The organism is Shinella zoogloeoides (assembly GCF_022682305.1).
Classification (GTDB): domain Bacteria; phylum Pseudomonadota; class Alphaproteobacteria; order Rhizobiales; family Rhizobiaceae; genus Shinella; species Shinella zoogloeoides_B.
Window position 1 is genome coordinate 726845 of the sequence record NZ_CP093528.1, and the last position, 16118, is coordinate 742962.

The 16118-nt window shown below is 64.9% G+C and carries 20 protein-coding genes; 15 read left to right on the forward strand and 5 right to left on the reverse strand.

Annotated elements, in window-relative coordinates; genetic code table 11:
* Positions 1-60: 60 nt before the first annotated feature.
* Positions 61-1476: a metalloprotease TldD gene (gene tldD, locus MOE34_RS03570; RefSeq protein ID WP_242221069.1), complete on the reverse strand. Its 1416-nt coding sequence runs from the start codon at positions 1474-1476 to the stop codon at positions 61-63.
* 77 nt (positions 1477-1553) lie between these two features.
* On the reverse strand, positions 1554-2084 hold the full coding sequence (locus tag MOE34_RS03575) for an invasion associated locus B family protein (RefSeq protein ID WP_242221071.1): 531 nt from the start codon (positions 2082-2084) through the stop codon (positions 1554-1556).
* 410 nt (positions 2085-2494) lie between these two features.
* Between MOE34_RS03575 and coxB the strand changes: the two genes are divergently transcribed.
* From coxB to rnhA, 12 genes are all read left to right on the forward strand, one after another.
* Positions 2495-3379: a cytochrome c oxidase subunit II gene (gene coxB / locus MOE34_RS03580; RefSeq protein WP_242221074.1), complete on the forward strand. Its 885-nt coding sequence runs from the start codon at positions 2495-2497 to the stop codon at positions 3377-3379.
* Positions 3380-3397: 18 nt separating this feature from the next.
* Entirely contained in the window at positions 3398-5065 is a 1668-nt protein-coding gene (gene ctaD, locus MOE34_RS03585) for a cytochrome c oxidase subunit I (protein WP_242221075.1), read from the forward strand.
* A gap of 186 nt (positions 5066-5251) precedes the next feature.
* On the forward strand, positions 5252-6196 hold the full coding sequence (locus MOE34_RS03590; protein WP_242221077.1) for a heme o synthase: 945 nt from the start codon (positions 5252-5254) through the stop codon (positions 6194-6196).
* Positions 6196-6336, forward strand: a complete 141-nt coding sequence (locus MOE34_RS03595; RefSeq protein WP_242221081.1) for a hypothetical protein — start codon at positions 6196-6198, stop codon at positions 6334-6336. Before MOE34_RS03590 ends, MOE34_RS03595 begins: the two co-directional genes overlap by 1 nt.
* Positions 6337-6338: 2 nt before the next feature.
* Complete coding sequence (locus tag MOE34_RS03600; protein WP_242221083.1) at positions 6339-6944, forward strand: cytochrome c oxidase assembly protein; 606 nt, start codon at positions 6339-6341, stop codon at positions 6942-6944.
* A gap of 58 nt (positions 6945-7002) precedes the next feature.
* On the forward strand, positions 7003-7878 hold the full coding sequence (locus MOE34_RS03605) for a cytochrome c oxidase subunit 3 (protein ID WP_242221085.1): 876 nt from the start codon (positions 7003-7005) through the stop codon (positions 7876-7878).
* A gap of 138 nt (positions 7879-8016) precedes the next feature.
* Positions 8017-8400 carry a DUF983 domain-containing protein gene (locus MOE34_RS03610; RefSeq protein ID WP_242221088.1) on the forward strand — a complete coding sequence of 128 codons (384 nt, stop codon included), beginning with the start codon at positions 8017-8019 and terminating at the stop codon, positions 8398-8400.
* A complete protein-coding gene (locus MOE34_RS03615) occupies positions 8369-9157 on the forward strand; it encodes an SURF1 family protein (RefSeq protein ID WP_242221090.1) in 789 nt (262 codons plus the stop codon). Before MOE34_RS03610 ends, MOE34_RS03615 begins: the two co-directional genes overlap by 32 nt.
* Positions 9158-9194: 37 nt before the next feature.
* Complete coding sequence (locus tag MOE34_RS03620) at positions 9195-9560, forward strand: DUF1304 domain-containing protein (protein WP_242221092.1); 366 nt, start codon at positions 9195-9197, stop codon at positions 9558-9560.
* A gap of 9 nt (positions 9561-9569) precedes the next feature.
* Positions 9570-10571: a 4-hydroxy-3-methylbut-2-enyl diphosphate reductase gene (gene ispH / locus MOE34_RS03625; RefSeq protein ID WP_431522408.1), complete on the forward strand. Its 1002-nt coding sequence runs from the start codon at positions 9570-9572 to the stop codon at positions 10569-10571.
* A 201-nt stretch (positions 10572-10772) separates the two neighbouring features.
* A complete protein-coding gene (locus MOE34_RS03630) occupies positions 10773-11738 on the forward strand; it encodes a homoserine kinase (protein ID WP_242221096.1) in 966 nt (321 codons plus the stop codon).
* Complete coding sequence (rnhA, locus tag MOE34_RS03635) at positions 11735-12175, forward strand: ribonuclease HI (RefSeq protein WP_160785481.1); 441 nt, start codon at positions 11735-11737, stop codon at positions 12173-12175. Before MOE34_RS03630 ends, rnhA begins: the two co-directional genes overlap by 4 nt.
* Positions 12176-12184: 9 nt before the next feature.
* Here the strand turns inward: rnhA and MOE34_RS03640 are convergent, their stop codons facing one another.
* Genes MOE34_RS03640 through MOE34_RS03650 form a run of 3 tightly spaced genes read right to left on the reverse strand, consistent with a single transcriptional unit; the run spans position 12185 to position 13874 of the window.
* A complete protein-coding gene (locus MOE34_RS03640; RefSeq protein WP_431522409.1) occupies positions 12185-12487 on the reverse strand; it encodes a YciI family protein in 303 nt (100 codons plus the stop codon).
* A 57-nt stretch (positions 12488-12544) separates the two neighbouring features.
* Entirely contained in the window at positions 12545-13030 is a 486-nt protein-coding gene (locus tag MOE34_RS03645) for a peroxiredoxin (RefSeq protein ID WP_242221098.1), read from the reverse strand.
* Between the two features lie 52 nt (positions 13031-13082).
* Entirely contained in the window at positions 13083-13874 is a 792-nt protein-coding gene (locus tag MOE34_RS03650) for a protein-disulfide reductase DsbD domain-containing protein (protein ID WP_242221101.1), read from the reverse strand.
* 173 nt (positions 13875-14047) lie between these two features.
* Between MOE34_RS03650 and MOE34_RS03655 the strand changes: the two genes are divergently transcribed.
* From MOE34_RS03655 to MOE34_RS03665, 3 genes are all read left to right on the forward strand, one after another.
* On the forward strand, positions 14048-14653 hold the full coding sequence (locus tag MOE34_RS03655) for a YqgE/AlgH family protein (RefSeq protein ID WP_242221103.1): 606 nt from the start codon (positions 14048-14050) through the stop codon (positions 14651-14653).
* Positions 14654-14753: 100 nt separating this feature from the next.
* A complete protein-coding gene (locus MOE34_RS03660) occupies positions 14754-14945 on the forward strand; it encodes a CsbD family protein (RefSeq protein WP_242221105.1) in 192 nt (63 codons plus the stop codon).
* 108 nt (positions 14946-15053) lie between these two features.
* A complete protein-coding gene (locus tag MOE34_RS03665; RefSeq protein WP_242221107.1) occupies positions 15054-16115 on the forward strand; it encodes a zinc-binding metallopeptidase family protein in 1062 nt (353 codons plus the stop codon).
* Positions 16116-16118: the final 3 nt, after the last annotated feature.

Genomic DNA, 16118 nt, shown 5'->3' on the forward strand with positions numbered 1-16118 from the left:
GCACCCGGATGGTATCCGAGGCGTTAACGACGGCTTTCCTGTGGCAGGTGGAAAGGGCGGTCAGGTCTTGGTGCCGCCGACGGTGATCTGGTCCATGCGCAGGTGCGGCTGGCCGACGCCGACCGGCACCCACTGGCCGGCCTTGCCGCAATTGCCGATGCCCGTGTCGAGCTTCGTGTCGTTGCCGATCATCGAGACGCGGCGCATGGCGTCCGGCCCGTTGCCGATCAGCATGGCGCCCTTGACCGGCGCCGTGACCTTGCCGTTCTCGATGAGATAGGCTTCCGTGCAGCCGAAGACGAACTTGCCGGAGGTGATGTCCACCTGCCCGCCGCCGAAGGAGACGGCATAGAGGCCGTTCTTCACCGAGGCGATGATTTCTTCCGGCGTCCTGTCGCCGGAGAGCATGTAGGTGTTGGTCATGCGCGGCATCGGGCGATGGGCGTAGCCCTGGCGGCGGCCGTTGCCGGTCGCCTTCATGCCCATCAGGCGGGCGTTCTGGCGATCCTGCATGTAGCCGACCAGCCGGCCGTCCTCGATCAGCACGTTGTAGGCCGAGGGCGTGCCCTCGTCATCGACAGTGATGGAGCCGCGGCGGTTGTCGATCGTGCCGTCGTCGACCACGGTGACGCCCCTGGCCGCCACCTGCTCGCCCATCAGGCCGGCGAAGGCCGAGGTCTTCTTGCGGTTGAAGTCGCCTTCGAGGCCATGGCCGACGGCCTCGTGCAGCATGACGCCGGGCCAGCCGTTGGAGAGCACGATGTCCAGCGTGCCCGCCGGCGCCTCGACGGCTTCCAGATTGACGAGCGCTTGGCGCAGCGCCTCGTCGGCGCCCGCCCGCCAGCTTTCCCCGGTCAGAAAGGCATCGAAGGTGGTGCGTCCGCCGACGCCGTAGCTGCCGGTCTCCTGCCGGTCGCCTTCACCGGCCACGACGGAGATGTTGACGCGCGTCATCGGCCGCACGTCCGTGACGCGGTGGCCGTCGGCGCGCAGGATGTTGACGACCTGCCAGCTCGCGGCGATGGACGCCGTCACCTGACGCACCTTCGGGTCCTTGTCGCGCAGATAGGCGTCGATCTCGGTCAGGAGCGCCACCTTCTCCTCGAAGGTCGGCGCGCCGATCGGATTGTCCTCGGCATAGAGCCGCCGGTTGGTGCCGACGGGGGCGTCGGCATAGTCGCCGGCATGGCCACGCGTCACCGCGCCTGCCGCATCCGCCGCGCGCTTCAGCGCCGCAAGCGTCATCTCGCCGGAATGGGCGTAGCCCACGGCCTCTCCGGCCACGGCGCGAAGGCCGAAGCCCTGGTCGGTGTTGAAGCTGCCGCCCTTGAGGCGGCCGTTGTCGAAGGAAAGCGATTCGGCCTGCGCATGTTCCAAGAACAACTCGCCGTCATCCGCACCCTTGAGCGTCTCCCGCAGCACAGCCTGAACGGACGCCTCGTCGGCGTCGAAGAGGGAGAGGAGGTCGGTGTTCATGGCAGGCTCCGCGGGTTTCGATTACGGGGCACATGTAGGTTCCCCGGCGGCGGGCGGCAAGCCCGCCGGGCATCCGCCTACGGCAGCGCGTCGTAGCCTTCGCCGAAGCCCTTGAGATCGACGGGGATGCCGATGCCTTCCTCGGGCGACTGGAAGACGATGAAGGTGGCCGTCGCGCCGGAGCGGAAGGTCTTCAAAAGCTCTTCCTCGAGCACGACCTCGGCATAGCAGCCGTCGGAGAAGCAGCGCACGAAATAGGCGCGGCCGATATCCTTGCCGTCGACATTGAGGCCGAGGCCGTTCGGCAGCAGCACGCCGAGGGGGGCGAGCACGCGCAGGATCTTGGCCTTGCGGTCGGCGGTCTTCAGCACCACGACGGAAAGGCCCAGCTCCGGCCGGTCCTCGGCGAGCACGTTCTGCATCAGGGCGCATTGTTCGCCGGACGCGCCAGCCGGCTGGTCGCAGACGATGGACCATGCACCGTGGTTGGATTTCACCGTGCCGGGCTGCTGTGCCGCCGCGAGGGACGGAAGCGCTGCGGCGCCGAGTCCCAGAACGGCGGCGCCGAGTGCCGCCCGGGACAGCCGGGAAAGGGAAGCAAAACCCATGAAAACCTCGGAATCTCGAATCAGTCGCGATATCTTTGAATAGGCGGGGGCTAAATGAAAAGCCCCGGGCGCTCATTTCCGATTGATTGAAGGCGGAAATTGGACCGCCGGCCGAATGCGGCGATACATTATAAATAGGGGCCGGTGGCAAGCGCCGGCGGACCGTGCGGCATATGCGGGCGGCAGGGCAGGGGCGGCGAGGCTCGCCGCGGCCAAACCTTTCATGCTATAGGCAATTATGAAGAAACTGTGGGGAGTCGCGCCCAGCCTTTGCGTTTGCGCAAAAATGCCGCACGGGGCGCGGCCCATGGCGGTTGCGGCGAGCATGAAACTATGATTTTAAGCACTCAGTATAGCAGGGATTCTGCGCATCTGTTTGATCCCGATCAAACGCCTTGGGGAGACATGTTGTGAAAAACAAAGCTTTTGCAGTTCTGGCCGCCATCGGCTGTCTGCTCTTTGCTTCGGCCGCCTTCGCCGACCAGCCGGTCGAGTGGCAGAGGGGCCTCCAGCCCGCTGCGACTTCGATCATGGAAGAAATCCGGTGGTTCGAGCAATACACACTCTGGTTCATCGTACCGGTCACCCTGTTCGTTCTCGTCCTGCTGATCGTCGTCGTCGTGCGGTTCCGCGAGCGCGCGAACCCGGTTCCGTCCAAGACCAGCCACAACACCCTCATCGAAATCATCTGGACGCTCGGTCCGGTCCTGATTCTCCTTGCTCTCGCCATCCCGTCCTTCCAGCTTCTGACCAAGCAGCTTGCGCCGACCGAAGAGCCGGAACTGACGATCAAGGCCACCGGCTTCCAGTGGTACTGGGGCTATGAGTACCAGGTCGGCGAGGCACCGCTCTCCTTCGACAGCCTGCTTCTGCAGGATGCTGACCGCGCCGCCGCCGGCAAGGAAGACAAGGCGGTCTATCCGCGCCTCCTGACCGTCGACAACGAACTCGTCGTGCCGGTCGGCAAGCATGTCCGCCTCCTCGTCACTGCCGCCGACGTGATCCACGCTTTCGCCATGCCGTCCTTCGGCATCAAGATCGACGCCGTTCCGGGTCGTCTGAACGAGACCTGGTTCCGCGCCGACCGCGAAGGCCTGTTCTACGGTCAGTGTTCCGAGCTGTGCGGCAAGGACCATGCGTTCATGCCGATCGCCATCCGCGTTGTCTCGCAGGAAAAGTACGATACCTGGCTTGCCGCCGCCGCGACCAATCTCGGCGATGCAAACAAGGCCCTGATGGCGTCGGTCGACGGTGCGGTTAAGTCCGTAGACGTCGCCCAGAACGCCGCGCAGTAATACCTAGGGAGTCAGACCATGGCCGGAACATCCGCTGCCCACGGCGATCACCACGATCACCACGAACACAAGCCGCTCACCTTCTTCCAGCGTTGGTTCCTGTCGACCAACCACAAGGACATCGGCACCCTCTACCTCATCTTCGCGATCTGTGCGGGCATCATCGGCGGTACGCTGTCGGTGGTGATGCGCATGGAGCTGCAGGAGCCGGGCATCCAGATCTTCCACGGTCTCGCCCAGATGGTCTACGGCTTCGAGGGCGATGCCGCCATCGACGGCGGCAAGCACATGTTCAACGTCTTCACGACGGCGCATGCGCTCATCATGATCTTCTTCATGGTCATGCCGGCCCTCATCGGCGGCTTCGCCAACTGGATGGTTCCGATCATGATCGGCGCGCCGGACATGGCGTTCCCGCGCATGAACAACATCTCGTTCTGGCTGATCATCCCGGCCTTCCTGCTCGTGCTCCTTTCGATGTTCGTCGAAGGCCCGGCAGGCGCCTATGGCGCGGGCGGTGGCTGGACGGTCTATCCGCCGTTCTCGACCTCGGGCCAGCCCGGCCCCGCCATGGACTTCGTGATCCTCGGCCTGCATATCGCCGGCGCATCCTCGATCCTCGGCGCGATCAACTTCATCACCACGATCCTGAACATGCGCGCTCCGGGCATGACGCTGCACAAGATGCCGCTCTTCGCCTGGTCGGTTCTGATCACCGCCTTCCTTCTGCTGCTCTCGCTGCCGGTTCTGGCTGGCGGCATCACCATGCTGCTGACCGACCGCAACTTCGGCACGGCCTTCTTCGCGCCGGAAAACGGCGGTGACCCGATCCTCTTCCAGCACCTGTTCTGGTTCTTCGGTCACCCGGAAGTGTACATCCTGATCCTGCCCGGCTTCGGCATCATCAGCCACATCGTGTCCACCTTCTCGAAGAAGCCGATCTTCGGCTACCTCGGCATGGCCTACGCCATGGTCGCCATCGGCGCCGTCGGCTTCGTCGTGTGGGCGCACCACATGTACACGGTCGGCATGTCGCTCGACACGCAGCGCTACTTCGTGTTCGCCACGATGGTCATCGCCATCCCGACGGGCATCAAGATCTTCTCGTGGATCGCGACGATGTGGGGCGGCTCCATTCGCTTCACGACCCCGATGGTCTGGGCGATCGGCTTCATCTTCCTGTTCACGGTCGGTGGCGTCACGGGCGTTCAGCTCGCCAATGCCGGCCTCGACCGCGCCCTGCATGACACCTACTATGTGGTTGCCCACTTCCACTACGTTCTGTCGCTTGGCGCCGTCTTCGCCATCTTCGCTGCCTGGTACTACTGGTTCCCGAAGATGACCGGCTACATGTACTCCGAGTTCCTCGGAAAGCTGCACTTCTGGGTCATGTTCGTCGGCGTGAACCTGATCTTCTTCCCGCAGCACTTCCTGGGCCTCGCCGGCATGCCGCGCCGCTACATCGACTATCCGGATGCATTCGCCGGCTGGAACGCGGTTTCGTCCTACGGCTCCTACATCTCGGCCGCTGGCGTGCTGATCTTCCTCTTCGGCGTCTTCGAAGCCTTCGCCAAGAAGCGCGTCGCCGGCGACAATCCGTGGGGCGAGGGTGCGAACACGCTGGAATGGCAGCTTTCTTCGCCGCCGCCGTTCCACCAGTGGGAACAGCTCCCGAAGATCAAGTAAGATCATCGAATACGGGGCCGCCGGCGACGGCGGCTCCACTTCTAGAGTTTGTCAGGGAAAAGTGGGAATCGGTTTTCCCGAAAAGGCAAACGAAAACAAAGAAATCCAGAGTTCTATCCGGTTCGATTTGAACCGGATAGAACTCTAGGAAGGCTGGCGAACCCGGCCAAACGCGACGGAAACAACATGGCGGTCATCGAGCATCACGAAACGATCCCGGGCGGCGGCGAGGTCTACCTCTCCGAAGCGTCGCCGCGTGATTTCTTCGAGCTTCTGAAGCCGCGCGTCATGTCGCTCGTCGTCTTCACGGCTTTTGCCGGCCTCGTCGTCGCGCCCGGAACGATCAACCCGTTCATCGGCGCCATCGCGATCCTCTGTATCGCCGTGGGCGCCGGCGCGTCCGGTGCCCTCAACATGTGGTACGACGCCGATATCGATGCGGTCATGACCCGCACCGCCAAGCGTCCCATTCCCTCCGGCCGCATCCGCCCGGAAGAAGCGCTCGCCTTCGGCCTGACGCTCTCCGCCTTCTCGGTCGCGATCCTCGGCCTTGCGGTCAACTGGCTCGCCGCCGGCCTGCTCGCCTTCACCATCTTCTTCTACGCTGTCGTCTATACGATGTGGCTGAAGCGCTCGACGCCGCAGAACATCGTCATCGGCGGCGCGGCCGGCGCTTTTCCGCCCATGATCGGCTGGGCCTGCGTCACCGGCGGCGTCTCCATCGAGAGCGTCGTGCTCTTCCTCATCACCTTCCTGTGGACCCCGGCGCATTTCTGGGCGCTCGCGCTCTTCAAGATGCGCGACTACGACGCCGTCGGCGTGCCGATGCTGCCGAATGTCTCCGGCGAAGCCACCACCAAGGTGCAGATTCTCATTTACGCTGTGCTGACCGCCGCCATCGCCGTCGTGCCGACTTTCCTCGGCTTTGCGAGCCTCGGTTACGGTCTCTTTGCCGCAGCGCTCGGCCTCGGCTTCGTGTGGTACTCCATCGGTGTGCTGCGCATGCCGGAGGGCGACCGCGCGATGGTGCCGGCCAAGAAGCTCTTCGCCTTCTCCATCGTCTATCTGTTCGCGATCTTCTCCGGGCTGATGCTCGACCACCTGATCGCATCATTCGGATGGGTACTGTAATGGAAACGGTAAATCTCACGGACAGCCAGAAGAAGGCCCGCCGCGGCCGCAACATCGCGCTCGGCGCGGTGCTGCTCGGTCTCGTCGTGCTCTTCTACGTCGTCACGCTCGTCAAGTTCTCCAGCGGAATGGCGGGCTGAGCATGAGCGGAACCGGAAAGACCGAGAAGAGCAGGCTTGGCAACGGCGCCATCGTCGCCATCTGCTGCGCCTTCGTCATCGGCATGGTCGGCATGGCCTATGCCGCCGTGCCGCTCTATGAGATGTTCTGCAAGGTCACCGGCTATGGCGGCACGACGCAGCGCGTCGAGCAGGCCTCCGACGTCATCCTCGACCGCAAGATCAAGGTGCGCTTCGACGCCAATGTCGGCCCGGGCCTGCCCTGGACCTTCGAGCCGGTGCAGCGCGAGGTCGAGATCAGGATCGGCGAGACCGTGCAGGTCTACTACAAGGCGCGCAACAACGCCTCGAAGGCGACGACCGGCCAGGCGACGTTCAACGTCACGCCGCAGGCCGCCGGCGCCTATTTCAACAAGGTCCAGTGCTTCTGCTTCACCGAAACGACGCTGAAGCCGGGCGAGGAAATGGAAATGCCCGTCGTCTTCTTCGTCGATCCCGAGATCGTCGAGCCGGTCGAGACGAAGGGCATCCACACGATCACGCTGTCCTACACCTTCTATCCGCATGAGGCGTCGAAGCCGGTGGCTTCGGCTGCGGATGGGAAGACGGACGACGCGAACAAACTTTGAAAGACATGCGTTTCCGGCTATGCCGGGAGCTGAACGCGATACATTGGGGATAAGTCACATGGCCGATGCGCACCAGAAGAAACACGATTACCACATCATCGACCCCAGCCCGTGGCCGTTGCTCGCCTCCATCGGCGCCTTCGTCCTGGCATTCGGCGGCATCGGCTACATGCGCTGGCTGTCGGGCGGTGCGTTCCACCTGTTCGGCCTCAACGTCGCCAATCCGTGGATTTTCTTCATCGGTCTCGTGATCACGCTCTACACCATGTACGCTTGGTGGGCCGATACCGTGAAGGAAGCCCATGAGGGCCACCATACGCGCGTCGTCTCGCTGCACCTGCGCTACGGCATGATCATGTTCATCGCTTCGGAAGTGATGTTCTTCGTTGCCTGGTTCTGGGCCTTCTTCGACGCCAGCCTGTTCCCGGGCGAGGCCATCCAGGCCGCCCGCGTGGCGCATACCGGCGGCGTCTGGCCGCCGAAGGGCATCGAGGTTCTCGATCCCTGGCACCTGCCGCTGTACAACACCGTCATCCTGCTGCTCTCGGGCACCTGCGTGACCTGGGCGCACCATGCCCTGCTGCACAACGACCGCAAGGGCCTGATCAACGGTCTTGCGCTGACGGTCGCTCTCGGCGTCCTGTTCTCCTTCGTCCAGGCCTACGAATATGCGCACGCACCGTTCGCCTTCAAGGACTCGATCTACGGCGCGACCTTCTTCATGGCGACCGGTTTCCACGGCTTCCACGTTCTGGTCGGCACGATCTTCCTGATCGTCTGCCTCGTGCGCGCCGCGCGCGGCGACTTCACCCCGAAGCAGCACTTCGGCTTCGAGGCCGCCGCCTGGTACTGGCATTTCGTCGACGTCGTCTGGCTCTTCCTCTTCTTCTCCATTTACATCTGGGGTGGCTGGGGCGCGCCGGTCCACGGCTGATCCGTCAGGACACGATTTCGAGACGGCCGCAGCGATGCGGCCGTTTTTCTTTAGGCGTCTTTGTCGCGGCCTTTCGATTGGACGAGGGGCGAGGCGGAGATGTATAGCTGCACCGATACCCTTCACGGAACGAACATCATGGATGACGACAAGGCCCTCTTTCCTCCCGTCGATCCCTTCAGCGCCGGCGCGCGGGGCTGCTGCCCGCGCTGCGGCCAGGGCAAGCTGTTCGACGGCATGCTGAAGGTGAAGCCGGGCTGCGCGAACTGCGGTCTGGACTATTCCTTCGCCGATTCGGGGGACGGCCCGGTCGTCTTCGTGCTGCTGATCGTCGGCTTCGTTGTCGTCGGCGCGGCGCTGTGGCTGGAGGTGAATTTCAGCCCGCCGCTCTGGCTGCATTTCCTTCTGTGGATACCGGCGGTGATCGTCTTCGGCCTCGGGCTGACGCGCGTCCTCAAGGGCCTGCTGATCGCCCTGCAATACCGCAACAATGCCCGGCCGGGCGAAATCGACCGTGGCTGAGGCGCCGGCCGGCGAGCGCCCGCGCGCGCGCGGGGGCAGGGTGGTCGCGGCCGCGGTCGCCTTCGTCCTTGCGCTTGCCATTCTGCTTTCGCTCGGCACCTGGCAGGTGCAACGCCTTCACTGGAAGGAGCAACTGCTGGCCGACATGGCCGCGCGGCGAACCGCGGCCCCGGTCGCCCTTGCCGATATCGAGGCGATGGCGAAGAAGGGCGAGGATATCGAATACCGCCCCGTCACCGTCTCCGGCGTCTTCGTCAACAACAAGGAGCGCCACTTCTTCGCCACCTGGCGCGGCCAGACCGGCTATCACGTCTATACGCCGCTGCAGCTTGCCGACGGCCGCTTCCTCTTCGTCAACCGGGGCTTTACGCCCTACGAGGCGAAGGAGCCGGAAATGCGCAAGCAGGGCCAGCTCACCGGCGAGCAGACCGTCACCGGCCTTGCCCGCGCCCGCCTTGCTGAAAAGCCGTCCTCCATCGTGCCGGAGAACGACCTTTCCAAGAACATCTTCTACTGGAAGGACCTCGACGCGATGGCCTCCAGCACCGGCATCCCGGCCGACCGGCTGGTGCCCTTCTTCGTCGATGCGGGCGATGCGCCGAACCCCAAGGGCCTGCCGATCGGCGCCGTCACGCAGTTCGACCTGCCGAACAATCACCTGCAATACGCCGTCACCTGGTACGGCCTTGCCGCCGCGCTGGTGGGCGTCGGCCTCTACGCGCTCTTCCGGCGAAAAGGCAATCGCCCGGCGCCCTGAAATGCCGTAGGAAGAAGAAGGCTCCGGGGAGATCGGCATGCAGATACTGGCAACCATACTCGTCGCGCTGGTCGCGCTCGAACACGTCTATATCCTCATCCTCGAAATGTTCCTCTGGACGACGCCGAAGGGCCTGAAGGCCTTCGGCATGACGCCCGCGCAGGCCGAGGCGACGAAGGTGCTCGCCGTCAATCAGGGTCTCTATAACGGCTTCCTCGCCGCCGGCCTCTTCTGGTCGCTCGTCCATCCGGATCCGGCCTTCGCCTGGCAGATCAAATTGTTTTTCCTTGGCGCGGTCGTGGTCGCCGGCCTATATGGGGGCGCAACGGCCTCGCGGAAGATTTTCGTCATCCAGGCGCTTCCCGCGGCCGTCGCCCTTGTCGCCGTCCTCTTTGCCGGATAACCGATGCGCATGACTGAAACCCGACCGGATTTGACCATCAGGCTGTGCGGCCCGCGCGGCTTCTGCGCCGGCGTCGACCGCGCCATCCAGATCGTCGTGCTGGCGCTGAAGGCCTATGGCGCGCCGGTCTATGTGCGCCACGAGATCGTGCACAACCGTTATGTCGTGGAGGGGCTGGAGGCCAAGGGGGCGATCTTCGTCGAGGAGCTGAATGAGATTCCCGAGGAACACCGCCAGCAGCCCGTCGTCTTCTCCGCCCATGGCGTGCCGAAGTCGGTCCCCGAGGATGCCGAGGCGCGCAACCTGTTCTATCTCGACGCGACCTGCCCGCTCGTCTCCAAGGTCCACAAGCAGGCCATGCGCCACCAGCGCCTCGGCCGCCATGTCGTCTTGATCGGCCATGCCGGCCACCCGGAGGTCATCGGCACGATGGGCCAGTTGCCGGAAGGCTCCGTCGACCTGATCGAGACCGTCGAGGACGCCGACCGGTACACCCCGCCGGACCCGGACAATCTCGGCTTCGTCACCCAGACGACGCTTTCCGTGGACGACACGGCCGGCGTCATCAAGCGCCTGCACGAGCGCTTCCCGAACCTCACGGCCCCCGCCGCCGATTCCATCTGCTACGCCACGACCAACCGGCAGGAGGCCGTCAAGCAGGCCGCATCCGGCTGCGATCTCTTCCTCATCGTCGGCGCGCCCAATTCGTCCAACTCCAAGCGCCTCGTCGAAGTGGCGTTGCGGGCCGGGGCGGGGAAATCCGTGCTCGTCCAGCGCGCCGCCGAGATCGACTGGGAGACCATCGGCGACATCCGCACCGTCGGCCTGTCGGCCGGGGCCTCCGCGCCCGAGGTCATTGTCAACGAGATCATCGAGGCGTTCCGCGCGCGTTACAACGCGGTGGTGGAACTGGCCGATACGGTCGAGGAGAACGAGCACTTCCTCGTCAACCGCGAACTGCGCAACATAGAACTGACCTCCGCCGACATGGCTTTCGTCAATGGGGAATAGGGCCGTGAACCGCGTTATCTGCGGGGCCGCTTCTTATCCCGCTGCCGCGACCTTCTTCCCGCAGGCGGGGCGAAAGGGCAGAACGGCGCGCCCATCGCTCCTCGCCCCGTTTACGGGGAGAGTATGCCGGCAGGCAGGTGAGGGGCGACGCGCCACACCGATCCGACCGACCGATCCAACCCATCAAGCCTGAGACCCGCCGTGGCCGTCTATACCGATATCACCGAAGACGATCTTTCCCGTTTCCTCACCGCCTATGACGCGGGCACGCTGCTCTCCTACAAGGGTATCGCCGAGGGCGTGGAGAATTCCAATTTCCTGCTGCACACCACCAAGGGCGCCTTCATCCTGACGCTCTACGAAAAGCGCGTCGATCCCGGCGATCTGCCGTTCTTCCTCGGCCTGATGCACCATCTGGCGGAGCGGGGCCTTTCCTGCCCGCTGCCGCTGCCGCGCAACGACGGCGCGCTGCTCGGCGAACTCTCCGGCCGTCCGGCCGCGATGATCACGTTCCTCGAGGGCATGTGGCTGCGCAAGCCCGCGGCGAAGCATTGCCGCGAGGTCGGCCGCGCGCTGGCCGAGATGCATCTTGCCGGTGAAGGTTTCGAGATCACCCGGAGGAATGCGCTCACCGTCGATGGCTGGCGGCCGCTCTGGGACAAGTCCGCCGACCGCGCCGACGAAGTGGAAGAGGGACTTCAGGACGAGATCGCCGGCGAGCTTTCCTTCCTCGAGGCCCATTGGCCGAGGGACCTGCCGACAGGCGTCATCCATGCCGATCTCTTTCAGGACAACGTCTTCTTCATCGGCGACGAACTGTCCGGCCTGATCGACTTCTACTTCGCCTGCAACGACATCCTCGCCTACGACGTTGCCACCTGCCTCAATGCCTGGTGCTTCGAAAAGGACGGCGCGTTCAACCTGACCAAGGGCATGGCGCTGCTGGAAGGCTACGAGAGCGTTCGCCCGCTCACGCCGGAGGAGGCCGCCGCGCTGCCGCTGCTTTGCCGCGGCTCGGCGATCCGCTTCTTCCTGACGCGGCTCTACGACTGGCTGATGACCCCGCCCGGCGCACTGGTCGTCAAGAAGGACCCGCTGGAATACCTGCGCAAGCTGCGCTTCCACCGCCAGGTTGCCAACCCCGCGGAATACGGTCTTTCCCGATGAAGCATGTCGATATTTTCACGGACGGCGCCTGCTCGGGCAATCCCGGTCCCGGCGGCTGGGGCGCGGTGCTGCGCTATGGCGAGGTCGAGAAGGAAATGTCCGGCGGCGAGGCCGAGACCACCAACAACCGCATGGAGCTGACGGCGGCTATGAGCGCGCTGACCGCGCTCAAGACGCCCTGCGAGGTCGATCTCTACACGGATTCGAAATACGTCATGGACGGCATTTCGAAATGGATCTTCGGCTGGAAGAAGAACGGCTGGAAGACGGCGGACAAGAAGCCGGTGAAGAACGGCGACCTCTGGCAGGCGCTCGATGCGGCGCGCCTGCGCCACAAGGTCGAATGGCACTGGGTCAAGGGCCATGCCGGCCACCCGGAGAACGAACGCGCCGACGAACTGGCGCGCAAGGGCATGGCGCCGTTCAAGAAGGGCTGACGGCCTTTCTCACGCGCCCAGCAACAGCTCCTTCAGCCCGTCGGCCGCCATCGCGACCTGCAGGGGGATGATATCGACCGTGGCAAGCCCGTGCTGCTGGAAGGGATCGGTCTTCAGCAGCGCCTCGACCGCTTCGAGGCTCTCGCCGCGCGTCACGATGACGCCGCCGGTTCGCGGCACGCGCCGGCCCGAGAGGAGAAACGTGCCGTCCGCATAGTGCCGCCGCAGCCATTCGATGTGCGCCTCGACATGGCGGTCGATCTCTTCGAGCGGTCGGACATAGGTGAGAATGGCGACATAGATCGGCGGCACGGCGCTCTCCACGGCGGGAAGCGGGCCACGGCGTTTCCGCCATGGCCCCGGTTCGGATCAAAGCTGCCCGATCATCGCCGCTGCGCCCGAAACGGTCGCCTGGCCCGGGCTTTCCTCGATGTTCAGCGTCTTCACCACGCCGTCCTCGACCAGCATGGAATAGCGCTTGGAGCGCAGGCCGAGTGTGCCGGCGGAAAGGTCGATCTCCATGCCGAGCGCCTTGGTGAAGGCGGCGTCCCAGTCGGCGAGGAAGCGCAGCTTGCCCGCGCCGCCCGTCGAGACCGCCCAGGCGCCCATGACATGGTGATCGTTGACCGCGACGACGGCGATGTCGTCCACGCCCCGCGCGAGGATCGCGTCGCGGTTCTCCAGATAACCCGGCAGGTGGTTCAGCGAGCAGGTGGGCGTGAAGGCGCCCGGAACGGCGAAGAGCACGACGCGCCTGCCCTTGAAGAGATCGTCCGTCGAGATGTCGACGGGACCGTCCGGCGTGCGCTCCTTCAGCTTGAGGTCGGGCAGCTTGTCTCCAACGGCTATGGTCACGGCGTCTCTCCTGTTTCAGCGGAATGGCTTGCCGCGGCACTATAGGGGAGGGTTAGTCGATGGCAAGCGGGCTTTCCATCGTCTTCGCCCCGGCGCGCACCGTCAGGAGGATCGGGGCCTTGGCAAGGTCGAAGACCTTCGGCCTGTGCAGCACCGGCACCTCGGCGACGAAGGCGTCGCCCTCGCGGCGCGCAGGCGCGGCCGCGCCGAATTCGAAACCCGATGTGCCGGAGAGGAAGACATCCGGCATCGCCCCGTCCGACGGAGCCGCAAAGCGCACGGTCACGCTCTTGCCATCCGCCGCCCAGCGGCCGTCGAGCGGCTTGAAGCCGTCGCTCGCCCCCTGCGGCAGCGAGGCCTCGGCTTCGGCGATCGCCGCCTCCTCTAGCGGATTGGCGAAGCTCTCCCCGGAGACGTTCACCGTCAGCTCCGCCTGCACGGGAATGCAGATATCCTTGCACACGCCGATAAAGACGCTTGCGGAGATCGCCTCGCCCGTCGCCTTGCCGAGCGTCAGGGGCAGGCGCACCGGCTTGTCGTAGCCGATATAGTGCGTGGCCTCGTCCCCGAGGCGCTTGGGGGCGGGAAAGCCGGTGGACACAAGCTCCGCTCCGCTGACGGCGATGGATGGCGGGATGCCGCTGCCGCCCGGATCGCGCCAATAGGTCTTCCAGCCGTCATGCAGGCGGATATCCAGCATGGCGCGCACGGAGCCGTCCGCGTCGGCCGGCAGCGCGACGAGACGCACATCCCCGCCCGGCGTCTCGACCCAGGAAGAGGTCGCGGCGGCGGCTGTGGAATTGATGAAAAGCAATGCCAGGGCAGCGGTTTGCAGACGTTTCATGGCATCATGTCTATCGCCGCGCGCCGCCGCTTTCCAGCGGCAAGAGCGCACGCGCCGATCATAAAAGCTTGATCGTGGGCCTTTGCGCCATGGCCGTTTCGCAAGGCGGGCCTGCCTTGCTCCGCGAAAAGAACGCTTTTCATTTGGCGGCGAATTGGTAGGCTATCCGCACTATGGCTATGTCGGTTCTGAAAAACAAACGAGAACGCGGCTTCCTTGACGGTCAATTCCTGATCGCCATGCCGGGCATGGCCGACGCCAATTTCGCCCGCACCGTCGTCTATATCTGCGCCCATTCGGAAGACGGGGCCATGGGCTTCGTCATCAACCGGCCGCAGCAATTGAGCTTCTCCGACGTGCTGCTGCATCTCGATCTTCTTGGCGAGGAAGAGGTGATCCGCCTGCCGGGTGCGACGCTCGATTTCCCCATCCGCTGCGGCGGGCCGGTGGAGAGCGGGCGCGGCTTCGTCCTGCATTCGGACGATTACCTTTCGGAATCGAGCATTCCCGTCAGCGACGACATCTGCCTGACGGCGACCCTCGATATCGTGCGGGCCATTTCCCGCGGGCGCGGCCCGCAGCGCGGCCTGATGATGCTCGGCTATGCCGGCTGGGGCGCGGGGCAGATCGAGAACGAGATCGGCGCTAACGGCTGGCTGAGCTGCCCGGCACAGGAAGAGCTGATCTTCGATACGAACCTCGACAGCAAGTACGAGCGCGCCCTCGGCCTGATGGGCATCACGCCCGCCATGCTGTCCACCGAGGCCGGGCACGCCTGAGCCTCGCCCCGCCGATTTTCTCCCCGCAGGCTGGAACTTGTGGCCCCGCGCGCCGTTGTGCGGGGGCGTCAACGACGGCGCCTTAACAAGGAGCATGACCGTGGGTAGCACGAGCGACAAGATCAAGGGCACGGCCAACGAACTGGCCGGCAAGGCAAAGCAGGCCGCCGGCAAGGCTGCCGACAGCCCGAAGCTTCGCGCCGAGGGCGCGGCTCAGGAGGCCAAGGGCAAGACCCAGAAGGCCGTCGGCAAGGCCAAGGATGCGGTAAAGAACGCGGTCGACCGGCTCTGAGCCTCTCCGGGGTGGCTGTTCGTCATCCCGTCATCGTGAAAAGCGGATATCCGTGTCGCCGGTGGCGACGCGGATATCTTGCCGAAGGTCGCATCATCCGGGGATGACATGAAGCTCTTCACCTGCGCCGTCTGCGGCCAGACGACCCATTTCGACAATCGCCTCTGCATACGTTGCGGCGCGGTCCTCGGTTTTCGGGCTGAAGACGGGACCCTGCACGCGCTGACGCCGGAAGGCGAGGGGCTCTGGAGCATCGTGCCGCGGGACGGCCTCTATCGCTTCTGCGCCAACGCGGCGCACGATATCTGCAACTGGATTCTGCCCGCCGACGACCCGCAGGCCTTCTGCGCGGCCTGCCGCCATAACCGCATCGTGCCGACCACCGACCCGAAGGGACTGGAGCGCTGGCGGCGTATAAGCGCCGCCCAGCGGCATCTCTTCTATTCGATCCTGCGCTGGCGCCTGCCGCACCCGACCCGCGAGGAAGACCCGTCGGGCGGCCTCGTCTTTGATTTCCTGGCGGACGAACTGGATGCGGGAGGCAATGTCGTCACCGCGGCGATGACCGGGCACGAGGACGGCCTGATCAGCCTTCGCGCAGCCGAAGCCGACGATGCGGTGCGCGAAAGCGTGCGTGTCTCCATGGGGGAACCATACCGCACGCTGCTCGGCCATTTCCGCCACGAGATCGGGCATTTCTACTGGAAGGAGCTGGTTCGCGACACGGCCACGCTGGAGGAAGCCCGCCGTCTCTTCGGCGACGAGCGCGAGGACTACGCTGCCGCCCTCCGGCGTAACTACGAGCAAGGCCCGCCGCCGGACTGGCAGGACCGTTTCATCAGCACCTATGCGAGCTGCCATCCCGCCGAGGATTTCGCCGAATGCTGGGCGCACTACCTCCATATCGTCGACACGTTGGAAACCGCCCGCGCTTTCGGCCTCAACACCGATCCGAAGGGTCATGAGGAGCTGGAAGCCGAAGTCACCTTCGATCCCTACCGTGCCCCGAATGCCGGCCGTCTCGTCGAGGCGTGGATCCCCCTCAGCGTCGCCATGAACGCTATCCAGCGCTCCATGGGCCAGCCCGACAGCTACCCCTTCCTCCTGCCGCCGCCGGTGGTGGAGAAGCTGGACTTCATCAACCGGCTAGTGCTCGGGGCAGGCGGCTAGCGG

Excerpts from the sequence above, each read along its gene's own strand:
- tldD (WP_242221069.1), bottom strand. The coding sequence starts at position 1,476 with ATGAACACCGACCTCCTCTCCCTCTTCGACGCCGACGAGGCGTCCGTT.
- MOE34_RS03575 (WP_242221071.1), bottom strand. The coding sequence starts at position 2,084 with ATGGGTTTTGCTTCCCTTTCCCGGCTGTCCCGGGCGGCACTCGGCGCC.
- ctaD (WP_242221075.1), top strand. The coding sequence starts at position 3,398 with ATGGCCGGAACATCCGCTGCCCACGGCGATCACCACGATCACCACGAA.
- MOE34_RS03590 (WP_242221077.1), top strand. The coding sequence starts at position 5,252 with ATGGCGGTCATCGAGCATCACGAAACGATCCCGGGCGGCGGCGAGGTC.
- MOE34_RS03595 (WP_242221081.1), top strand. The coding sequence starts at position 6,196 with ATGGAAACGGTAAATCTCACGGACAGCCAGAAGAAGGCCCGCCGCGGC.
- MOE34_RS03600 (WP_242221083.1), top strand. The coding sequence starts at position 6,339 with ATGAGCGGAACCGGAAAGACCGAGAAGAGCAGGCTTGGCAACGGCGCC.
- MOE34_RS03605 (WP_242221085.1), top strand. The coding sequence starts at position 7,003 with ATGGCCGATGCGCACCAGAAGAAACACGATTACCACATCATCGACCCC.
- MOE34_RS03610 (WP_242221088.1), top strand. The coding sequence starts at position 8,017 with ATGGATGACGACAAGGCCCTCTTTCCTCCCGTCGATCCCTTCAGCGCC.
- MOE34_RS03615 (WP_242221090.1), top strand. The coding sequence starts at position 8,369 with ATGCCCGGCCGGGCGAAATCGACCGTGGCTGAGGCGCCGGCCGGCGAG.
- MOE34_RS03620 (WP_242221092.1), top strand. The coding sequence starts at position 9,195 with ATGCAGATACTGGCAACCATACTCGTCGCGCTGGTCGCGCTCGAACAC.
- ispH (WP_431522408.1), top strand. The coding sequence starts at position 9,570 with ATGACTGAAACCCGACCGGATTTGACCATCAGGCTGTGCGGCCCGCGC.
- rnhA (WP_160785481.1), top strand. The coding sequence starts at position 11,735 with ATGAAGCATGTCGATATTTTCACGGACGGCGCCTGCTCGGGCAATCCC.
- MOE34_RS03650 (WP_242221101.1), bottom strand. The coding sequence starts at position 13,874 with ATGAAACGTCTGCAAACCGCTGCCCTGGCATTGCTTTTCATCAATTCC.
- MOE34_RS03655 (WP_242221103.1), top strand. The coding sequence starts at position 14,048 with ATGGCTATGTCGGTTCTGAAAAACAAACGAGAACGCGGCTTCCTTGAC.
- MOE34_RS03665 (WP_242221107.1), top strand. The coding sequence starts at position 15,054 with ATGAAGCTCTTCACCTGCGCCGTCTGCGGCCAGACGACCCATTTCGAC.